Below are 6,679 nucleotides of genomic sequence, written 5' to 3'. Positions count from 1 at the left end.
ACGATCGACCATCCGAATCATCTCCCTCTCTTCCTTACCCCCGGAATCATCAATCCGATTCTGTGCAAAGGCCTCCTTGTGGGAGAAGGTGGCCGCCCACGGGTCTTGCCTCCGGCAAGCCCGAGGACAGGCTCCGCGGTCGGATGAGGGGTGCTCCAGCTTGGCATCGCCGCATTCCGTCCATCACCCCTCATCCGGCTCGGCGCTGCGCGCCGATCCACCTTCTCCCACACAAGGGGAGAAGGGATCGCGGGCCTTACCCTGCCTTCGCCTCCGGGTGGCTGATCGGCGCCCGCACAGTCCCATACTGGCCGCTCCAGCAGTCGGTCATGTCGCAGCGTATGTCCCAGAGTTCCGGGAAGAAGCGATGCAGGGCGCCGGCCTGCAGCATTTCGACCGGCCGGCCCTTGAGCGATTTCGAGCCGAGCCCGATCGAGCGGTGGATGAGATAAAGATGATTGGCGCGGAATTTCTGGAACAGCTCGTCGAATTCGATCAGCGCCTCGGCGACGACATAGCTGTCGCCGTGGTCATAGCTGACATCGTAGACATCCTCGACCGAGAGCCCGCGACCATCGAGATAGGACGCCTTGAACGCCCGCCACAGGTCCGGCGGCATGCGCAGCAAGAGCTTGAAGCCCGGCGATTCCTGGCCGCTGCCATTGCCGAGTTGCAGCCGAATCTCCTGGTATTCCTTGGGCGACATGGTTTCGAGCAGGTCGAGCTGCGCCGTCATCATCCGCATCAGCCGATGCACCCGCCCCATCAGCGTGACGATGCGATGGGTGTTCTGCTGCTCGAGGAAGTCGACGACATCGACCAGCGTGTAGGCGATGAGCTTCATCCACAGCTCCTCGACCTGGTGGACGATCTGGAACTGCAGCTCGTCGGCATTGACCATCTCGGCCAGCGGCTTCTGGCAGGCGAGTAGCTTGTCGCAGCTGAGATAGACGCCATAGTCGCGCATCTCGGGCGCTTCGATACGGGCGTAATAATCCGGCTTGTGCATGGCAGCTGCTCCGTTGCCCGGTCCTCAGGGCGCTTGTTCGGTCCGAGCCCGCAGTTTAGTCGCTTTTCACTTGAACATTGTTCCTTTGTGTTATCCAAATGCCAGAAAATGGAGGACGAATGTTCGTCCATCGCGAAGGTTTGGAGAACGTGTGATGCTGGATGCCGTCGACCGGAAGATCGTCGCGGCGCTGGAACGCGATGCGCGCACCTCCTTCGCAGTGCTCGCCGACGAGGTCGGCTTAAGCAAGACGCCGTGCTGGAAGCGGGTCAAGGCGCTGGAGGACGCCGGCATCATCCGCGGCTACTCGACGCAGATCGACCCGGCCAAGCTCGGCTTCGGCATCGAAGCTTTCATCCAGGTGTCGATCGATTTCGAACTCTCCGAAGCCTTCGAGGCCGCCGTCCAGGCGCATCCGCTGATCCGGCGCTGCCACGCCACCACAGGCGAGGCCGACTATCTCCTGCAGATCGTGACCGTCGACATGATGGCGCTCGACAGGATGCTGCGCGTCGAGTTGAGCCGCCTGCCCGGCGTGCGCCGCACGATCACCTCGATGGCGATGCGCGAGATCAAGGATGACATTTCTTTCGCCAATGCCGTGGGGCATGCCCAGCAGAACGCTAAATCCGAGGCTTAAGAGACTGTTTCGAAATTCGCTCTGGCGAGTCACATGGTGGTGGTTTCGAGAACCGGAGCGGAGCGGACATTTGGGTCCGTGAGCCCGCGCATGACCCCGAAAATCGGAAGATTTTCGGAAAGGATCATGCGCAAACCAAAAGTGCTACAGCGTCCTTTTGCGCGTCCAAAGGACGCGCGGCGCTGTAGGTAAGCGCAGAAAACGCCATCAGATGGCCGCCAGAGTAGAGTTTCCAAACAGTCTCTAAGGCGTGTAGCCCAGCGCGGCCAGGGCCGACAGCCCTGCAGCCAGGCCAATTGCGATAACAATGCCGAAATGCCGTTCCAGGAATTTGCGCCCCTGCCAGTCGTATCGCATTTCTAAAAAGTCCGCCGCGTAAACTGGGGCAGCGTGTTCAGGCGTCAAGGCCGGGTCCTTGACAGGCGGGGACAGGCAGCTGCCAGTGTTCATACCGTGGTTCATATCGGAACGTGGAACGACGGCCGAGCATTCCTGCGCTAAAGCTGAGCTTCGATGGCAGCCTTGTCTATGACAGACCATACTTCTACAATCTTTTTGTCCCTAAATTCATAGATAACATTCTCGGCAAAGGAAACTCTCTTCCCATTTACAGGGAGGCCGAGGAAGCTTTCTTTCGGCGTGCAGTCGAACCCGAGCCGGCTCGCTATATAGGGCGGATCGGAAATCAGCATCTGGACGTTGAAATAAAGGTCTGGAATTTCAGCAAAGTCTCTCTCCAGCATTTTGCGATAGTCTGATAGACCGAGCCGCCGGCCGTTGTGGATCACCTCATCATCAACGAACTGGCCCAGCTTCGGCCAGTCTTGCTTGTTCAGGCAGGCAATGTAGTCTCGGTAGATGTCACAGAGGTCGGTTCTGGTCACGGCGATTGCTCCCGTCTCTACAAGGCCGCGCCGAAAGCTCATGCTCAAGCCGATGACGGCATGAAGCAGCTTCATGCGCGGATGAGAAAGTGCTAGATAGCGTCACTTCCTCTATTCCCGCTTCGTCTAATGGTAGGACAGCGCCCTTTGAAGGCGTGAATCGTGGTTCGAGCCCATGAGCGGGAACCAGCATCGCCCCGCCGGGCAACCGGTCAGACCGGCGTGCCTCCCCTTTCCAAACTGGCATGGATGGTCGGGCCGACTAAGGAACCCTATAACCACCAGATATGATGGAGGACGACATGGCCGACGACAAATCCAGGAGCAAGCAGGACCGCAAACCGGCCGCCGGCGAGGAGCCTTACGACGTAGCGGCGTTTGCGAAAAAATATGGCATACCGCCGAGCGAGGCCGCGACCATCATCAAGCGGTACGGGCCTTCGAGAAAGAAGCTCGACGCGCATATGGCGAGCCGCAACGCCTGACCCGCATCGGCGGCGGCCTGCAGGATAGGTGTTGCGATTATATTAGCCTGAGCGCATATTTTGTCAGCCGGTGAACCAACCAAGCCGGTCAGGCTCGGCGCCAGCCCCCCTCGATCCCCTCGACGCCGAGCCGCTGGGGGATCGGCGGCCCTGGAGGCGAACCATGCCCATGTATCTCTCACGATTCAGCTATACGCCCGAGACCTGGGCGCGCCTGATCGAAAACCCCGAGGATAGACGCGAGGCAGCCCGCACCTACATCGAATCGGTGGGCGGAAAGCTGCACGGGTTCTGGTACGGCTTCGGAGAGCACGATGGCTGGAACCTGTGGGAGGCGCCCGACAACGTTTCAATGGCATCTGTCATGCTTGCCATTGGTGCGGGAGGAGCGCTCAGCTCGTACGAGACCACCGTTCTCCTGAGCGTCGAAGAGACGATGCAAGCGCTTGGCAAGGCAAAGTCGGTCCGCTATCGCCCGCCAGGAAAGTCCTGACCAGTCGCGCATCACGGCGCCGGACCGGTTTTGCGGACTTTTCGCCCGGCCAGCCCGGAGAGATCCGGGCTAGGCTCGCTGTCCGGCTGGTGCCGGCGCGCTCGCCCGTGTCTTGCTCGCCCGGGTCGCGCACGCCCGCGCCACGATCGCTTGCAGCGGTTCCGGCCGGTGCAGCAGAAATCCTTGGCCGAAGGCAATGCCCATATCCGCGAGGATGTCGAGCGCATCCTGCGCTTCGATCTTCTCCGCCACCACGGAGCAGCCGAGGCTCCTGGCGATGCCCGATATCGCCGAGACGATCTCGCGGTCGAAGCGGCTATCGGCAATATGCTCGATGAACGAACCGTCGATCTTGATCGTGTCGACGGGAAAGCGCCGGAGATATTCGAACGAGCTCATGCCCGCCCCGAAATCGTCGAGGCTGACGCGGCAGCGCCGCTCGCGCGCCTTGCCGACGAACTGCTCGGCAGCTGTGAAATTGGTGACCGCGGCGGTTTCGGTGATCTCGAAGCCGATGCCGGAATGCGGCGCCCCGGTCTCGGCGATGATGGCGTCGACGAAATCCCAAAGCTGCGGGTCGCTCAGCGTCTGCGCCGACAGGTTGAAGCCGAGCGTGAGCGCCCCTGACTTCAGCGCCGGACCATGAAGCGACAGCGCCGTCCTGATAATCCAGCGGTCGAGCCGCGAGGCGACGCCGAACCGCTCCGCCGCCGGGATGAACTCGCCCGGCGGGATCAGCCGCCCGTTGCGCCCGGCGAGACGCGCCAGGACCTCGACATGGCGGCTTTCTTGCCAGGGTTTTCCGAGCTGGTGGATTTCCTGGCCGAACAGTTTCAGCCTTCCGTCCGCCATGGCGTCGACGGTGTCGGCGGCCAGCCGCGCCGCATTGAGGCCGCTGGAACCGGATGTCGTCTCGGGCGAGAACACCGCGAAGCGATTGCGCCCGGCGGCCTTGGCCGCATAGCAGGCGTCGTCGGCGCAGGCGAGCGCGTCGGCCACTGCGGTATTCGCATCGGCGACAAAGGCGATGCCGATGCTGGCCGCAAGCTTGCGCGACGCCGCCGTCGAGCCGAGGTCGGCATCGCGAACCGCCGCGAGTACGGCGCCGGCGAGACGCTCGGCTTGCGCTGCGTCGCAATCAGGCACCAGCAGCGCGAACTCGTCGCCGCCGAGGCGCGCGGCGTGCACCGACGGCGGCAGACAGCCCAGAATGCGCTCGGCGACGCTCTTCAGGGCAAGGTCGCCGGCGGCGTGGCCGGCGAAGTCGTTCAGTGCCTTGAAGTAATCGAGATCGACGTAGAACACCGCGAGCCGGCGCGCCGTTGCGATGTGCTCGGCCAGCAGCCGGTCGAAAGCGGCGCGGTTCAGAAGGCCGGTCAGCGCGTCATGGCGGGCCGCATGGGCAAGTTCCTGCTCGCGTTGCTTCGCCTCGGTGATGTCGCGCACCGTGCCCAGGATCTGGCCCGATGACTGGGCGTCGGCGAACCGTATCAGCGATTCGAGATGTCGGATTTCGCCGTCCCGCTTGATGATGCGGTATTGCACGGCGACGACCTTTTGCGTTTGCAGCGGCGCCAAATGGGCCCGCTCGGCGTCGGCCCGGTCGTCCGGATGCAGATAGCTGTGCCAGAGGTCTTGCGACACTTCGTCGGTGTCGGCGACAAGCCCGTAGATGTCCCGCGTGCGCTGGTCCCAGTAGCTTTTGCGTGCACCGATATCGTGATGCCAGATGCCGGTGCCGCTGGCCGCCAATGCCAGGCGAAAGCGGACGTTGACCTGTTCAAGCTCTGCTTCCGCCTGCTTCTGCTTGGTGATGTCGGTCTGGACGCCCATCAGCCGGACCGGCCGGCCTTCGGCGTCGCGTTCGACCACTCCGCCGCGATCGAGAACCCATACCCAGTGACCGGATTTGTGCTTCAGCCTGAGCTCGGTCTCGATCGAATCGGTCAGACCGGCAATGTGGCGTTCGCCGCTGGCCACCGCCCGCTCGCGATCGTCGGGATGCGTCAGCTGCAACCAGAGATCGCTCGTCTCGGCAAGCTCACCCTCGCCATAGCCGAGCATCTGCAACCACATCGCCGAGTAGAAACAGTCGCCGCTCCTGAGATCCCAATCCCAGACGCCAAGATGCGCGCGTTCGAGCGCCAGCTCCCAGAACTCTCCGTCGCGATTTTTCTTTTCGGCCATGCTCTGGACTTCGCCTGCCTCGTCGCCGCCATTGTGCGGCAAAAGCCAAGAAGAATCCGTTACTGCGCAGCGGCTGGGGTGGACGGCCAATTTCTCACCCTGACACCCACGAGGCGCGAACTTTGCCGCAATCGCAGCCACAGCCGCGACGGCGCCAGCCTCACTTCTTCCCTTGCGGGTAGATCGCCTCACCGCGCTTCAGCATTTCGACGAAGGCGGCGATCTTCTTCTCGCGGCCAGCCTCGGTCTTCATGTTGTGGATGCGGAAGGCGAGCGCGAAGCGGTTCTGCGCGCTGAGCCTTGCCAGCATCGCCTTGGCCTCGGGCTCGACGTCTATTGCGGCTTGCAGATCCGCGGGGATTTTCATGTCCTTGCCGCTTGCATAGGCGCGCGCCCAGCGCCCGTCGGCCTTCGCCGCCTCGACCTGTTTGAGCCCATGCTCGGTCATCCGGCCCGACTCGATCAGCCGGGCGACGTTGTCGACGTTGATCTGGCTCCAGATGCTCTTCCTGCCGCGCGGTGTGTAGCGCTGCAAATAGCTCTTGTCGTCGAGCCCCTTGCGCACGGCATCGATCCAGCCCCAGCACAGCACGACGTCGATGGCCTCCTTGGGCGTGATCGAAGGCAGTCCCGAACCGACCTTGTGGATCTTGATCCAGATTTCTGTCTCGGAGTCGTGATGCTTGCCGAGCCAGGTGTAGAAGCTCTCAGCATCGCTGAATTCGCGGACCTTGGCGGGGTCGACCTCGACCGGCGCCATCAGCGGGTCCGCCTTTGTGTGGTCGTCATCGGTTCTCCTTTGTCGCTGCTTGGCTCCGATCGAATGGAGCAACAGTGGCCTTGTTGCAAGGTTGGCGCGATGCTTCGCGCCGCCCATGGCGGTCCTTCAAATCGTGATGTAATAACCTGCGGCCTTCCGGCTCGGCGCTGCGCGCCGATCCACCTTCTCCCACAAGGCCCCTTGTGGGAGAAGGAAAGGAG

General features: G+C 62.5%; 8 protein-coding genes and 1 tRNA gene. 4 read left to right on the top strand and 5 right to left on the bottom strand.

Features of this window, described 5'->3' with window-relative positions; all coding sequences use genetic code 11:
* Positions 1-256: 256 nt before the first annotated feature.
* Positions 257-1,009, bottom strand: coding sequence for a tryptophan 2,3-dioxygenase family protein (locus AC0L3H_RS23210; protein WP_473587011.1), 753 nt, complete (start codon positions 1,007-1,009; stop codon positions 257-259).
* Between the two features lie 154 nt (positions 1,010-1,163).
* On the opposite strand from AC0L3H_RS23210, the gene AC0L3H_RS23205 reads away from it, so the two are divergent.
* The gene (locus tag AC0L3H_RS23205; protein WP_473587010.1) at positions 1,164-1,649 is read left to right on the top strand and encodes an Lrp/AsnC family transcriptional regulator; all 486 of its coding nucleotides are present in this window, start codon (positions 1,164-1,166) and stop codon (positions 1,647-1,649) included.
* A 243-nt stretch (positions 1,650-1,892) separates the two neighbouring features.
* Here the strand turns inward: AC0L3H_RS23205 and AC0L3H_RS23200 are convergent, their stop codons facing one another.
* Complete coding sequence (locus AC0L3H_RS23200) at positions 1,893-2,054, bottom strand: hypothetical protein (RefSeq protein WP_473587009.1); 162 nt, start codon at positions 2,052-2,054, stop codon at positions 1,893-1,895.
* A gap of 92 nt (positions 2,055-2,146) precedes the next feature.
* Positions 2,147-2,533, bottom strand: coding sequence for an ester cyclase (locus AC0L3H_RS23195; protein ID WP_473587016.1), 387 nt, complete (start codon positions 2,531-2,533; stop codon positions 2,147-2,149).
* A gap of 115 nt (positions 2,534-2,648) precedes the next feature.
* Here AC0L3H_RS23195 and AC0L3H_RS23190 point away from each other — a divergent pair.
* The 3 genes from AC0L3H_RS23190 (at position 2,649) to AC0L3H_RS23180 (ending at position 3,511) form a co-directional block, all read left to right on the top strand.
* Positions 2,649-2,722: transfer RNA gene (locus AC0L3H_RS23190), tRNA-Gln, on the top strand.
* A gap of 113 nt (positions 2,723-2,835) precedes the next feature.
* Positions 2,836-3,018 carry a DUF3606 domain-containing protein gene (locus AC0L3H_RS23185; protein WP_027155385.1) on the top strand — a complete coding sequence of 61 codons (183 nt, stop codon included), beginning with the start codon at positions 2,836-2,838 and terminating at the stop codon, positions 3,016-3,018.
* A gap of 163 nt (positions 3,019-3,181) precedes the next feature.
* Positions 3,182-3,511, top strand: a complete 330-nt coding sequence (locus AC0L3H_RS23180; RefSeq protein ID WP_027155386.1) for a GYD domain-containing protein — start codon at positions 3,182-3,184, stop codon at positions 3,509-3,511.
* Between the two features lie 69 nt (positions 3,512-3,580).
* Here AC0L3H_RS23180 and AC0L3H_RS23175 read toward each other — a convergent pair whose 3' ends face one another.
* Positions 3,581-5,698 carry an EAL domain-containing protein gene (locus tag AC0L3H_RS23175; protein ID WP_473587008.1) on the bottom strand — a complete coding sequence of 706 codons (2,118 nt, stop codon included), beginning with the start codon at positions 5,696-5,698 and terminating at the stop codon, positions 3,581-3,583.
* Positions 5,699-5,858: 160 nt separating this feature from the next.
* The gene (locus tag AC0L3H_RS23170) at positions 5,859-6,458 is read right to left on the bottom strand and encodes a YdeI/OmpD-associated family protein (protein ID WP_473587015.1); all 600 of its coding nucleotides are present in this window, start codon (positions 6,456-6,458) and stop codon (positions 5,859-5,861) included.
* Between the last annotated feature and the right edge of the window lie 221 nt (positions 6,459-6,679).

This window comes from Mesorhizobium sp. WSM4816, from assembly GCF_055811535.1.
This window is presented reverse-complemented; position numbering and strand designations above follow the sequence as displayed.

Bases quoted from the DNA above. Each gene is read 5' to 3' on its own strand.
- AC0L3H_RS23210 (WP_473587011.1), bottom strand. From the start codon at position 1,009: ATGCACAAGCCGGATTATTACGCCCGTATCGAAGCGCCCGAGATGCGC.
- AC0L3H_RS23205 (WP_473587010.1), top strand. From the start codon at position 1,164: ATGCTGGATGCCGTCGACCGGAAGATCGTCGCGGCGCTGGAACGCGAT.
- AC0L3H_RS23185 (WP_027155385.1), top strand. From the start codon at position 2,836: ATGGCCGACGACAAATCCAGGAGCAAGCAGGACCGCAAACCGGCCGCC.
- AC0L3H_RS23180 (WP_027155386.1), top strand. From the start codon at position 3,182: ATGCCCATGTATCTCTCACGATTCAGCTATACGCCCGAGACCTGGGCG.
- AC0L3H_RS23175 (WP_473587008.1), bottom strand. From the start codon at position 5,698: ATGGCCGAAAAGAAAAATCGCGACGGAGAGTTCTGGGAGCTGGCGCTC.
- AC0L3H_RS23170 (WP_473587015.1), bottom strand. From the start codon at position 6,458: ATGGCGCCGGTCGAGGTCGACCCCGCCAAGGTCCGCGAATTCAGCGAT.